This is a genomic window from Microcoleus sp., assembly GCF_041354475.1.
Taxonomy (GTDB): Bacteria; Cyanobacteriota; Cyanobacteriia; order Cyanobacteriales; family Microcoleaceae; genus Microcoleus.
The window spans coordinates 33,476-35,709 of record NZ_JBGJZU010000067.1 but is presented as its reverse complement, the minus strand read 5'-3'; the positions used below and the strand labels follow the sequence as shown (position 1 = coordinate 35,709).

General features: G+C 48.8%; 1 protein-coding gene. It reads right to left on the bottom strand.

Translation table 11 applies throughout. From position 1 onward, the window contains the following. The coding region (locus tag ACBR23_RS21655; RefSeq protein WP_371125679.1) for an FG-GAP-like repeat-containing protein at window positions 1-2,234 on the bottom strand (2,234 nt) is incomplete at both ends.

Below are 2,234 nucleotides of genomic sequence, written 5' to 3'. Positions count from 1 at the left end.
TGTGGTGGTGTTTTGGGTGTTGGTGTGGCCGTGGCTGGTGTAGGTGTTGGTGTTGGCGGTGTTGGTGTCGGCGGTGTCGGTGTGGGCGTTGGTGTTGGCGGTGTTGGTGTCGGCGGTGTCGGTGTTGGCGTGACTGGTGTCGGTGTTGGCGTGACTGGTGTCGGCGTCGGTGCCGGCGTCGGTGCCGGCGTCGGTGTCGGCGTCGGTGCCGGCGTCGGTGCAGTGTAATTAATAATAGTTGTGGTAGCGGTATCAGCGGTAATTGTCGGTGTTACCGCTGCGATACCTGTGGCCTCCGACAGGGTGACGGTAATAGTTTCATCGGGTTCAACGATGGTGTCGCCCAACACATCCAGAGTGATAGTTTTTGATGTTTCACCAGTCGCAAAATTAATCGTGCCAGTAGCATTCCTTGCCCCAGAAGTGCCGCCGATATTGTTATAATCGCTGCCGTTGGTAGCAGTTCCTGCGATCGCATATTTGACGCTACTTGCCCCGTTAGTGACGTTGCTGCGAGTCACAGTGAAAGTTAGAGGTTTTTTGCCGCTATTGCCTTCGTCAATGCTGGCAGTACCGGCAGCAATGGCATAAGTAACAAAAACCTGATCGGAAATAGTTAGAGTTGTTTTCTTTGTAGAGCCGGCAATCGCACCTGTAATTGTGCCAAGGTTGAAAATTACAGTTTCGGGGTTTTCCGAAAGATTGTCAGGCTTGATAGTAACTGCAACATTCTTGGTGAGTGCGTCACCTGTTGCACCTGCGGGGAAGGTAATCGAAGTAGGGGAAAAGGTGTAGTCTGTATTTTGGGTGGCGGTGCTGCTGGAGTCGAGGAGAATTGGCACAACTACATCGTTTAAGGGAGTGCCGCCGGTGATGTTGACGGGAATATTAACTACTGTGTCTGTTGTTCCTTCCACGCCGCTGTAAGTGGCCGCACCGAAGTTAACTGTATTCGATGTATTCAGCAGAACCGAGACATTTGAATCGAAAGCCGTAGCTATATCCAACTTGCCGTCAGCATTAAAATCTCTCGCAATCATATAAGCATATGCGAAAGAATTCGGGATCGTAAAGTTGCTGAGATTACCAAATTTACCCGTACCATCTCCTAACAAAACCGAAAGGGAGGTACTATAGTAGTTAGACGTGGCTAAATCGAGTTTGCCGTCGCCATTAAAATCCCCTGCAACCACAGATTGGGGATATCCTCCAGTAGTTGCCACATTAAAGTTGTTAGCAGTATCAAAATTACCCGTACCATCTCCCAAGAAGACTGAGACAGATTTATCGGTGCTGTTATTAGTGGCGATATCGAGTTTGCTGTCGCCATTAAAGTCGCCTGTGACGACAGTTCGCCCAGTCCCGCCGGTGCTGCTATTGTTAGTGGGGGAGCTAAGGTTAACGGGGGAGTTAAAGTTGCCTTTACCATCTCCTAAGAAAACGGAGATGTTATTAGTCTTTTCATTGTTCGACGTGACTAAATCGAGTTTGCCGTCGCCGTTAAAGTCGGCTGTGGCAATAGTAAACTTTGGTGTTTGTGTACTAATCTTAACGGGAGTACCAAAGCTACCAGTACCGTCTCCAAAAAGTATTGAAATGAAGTTATCAAAACTGGAGTAAGGAGTTGTGGCTAAATCTAACTTGCCATCTCCATTAAAGTCACCGGTTACGATCGACTTATAATTTATCCCTTGAGCGAAATTGGTAGGATCGCCAAAACTGCCAGTACCCGTCCCCAGCCGGATCGAAACGAAATTGCTGTAACCTTGAGACTGAACATTCGCTACAGCTAAATCGAGTTTGCCGTCTCCATTAAAGTCACCCACTGCAACGCCATTGGGATTATCCTTACCTCCTGGCTTCAATAAGCTGATAGGAGTACCAAAGCTGCCCGTAGTACCCGTCCCCAACAATATCGTAAGATCTCTTGGGGAGTTGTTTTCCCCCATTGGCACTACTAAGTCGAGGAAACCGTCACCATTAAAATCTCCCTTACCAATGTCAGAAATGCTTCCTTGGCCCACACTATAGTCCCTGGCTTCACTGAAGGTGGCAAGGACGTGGTTGTATGTTGCTAGAACTTCGGGCAGAAATGCTAAAGAGGCTGCTATTTTCCCGGTTGTTGTTTCTAGTTTCCAGTCGCCGCCTTTTGCTGCACTGCCGGTGAGGTTTTTGGAGGCGGCAACGTTGGTATTTGTGAGTTGGGCGATGCGCTGGATGAAGGTTCCGCCGTT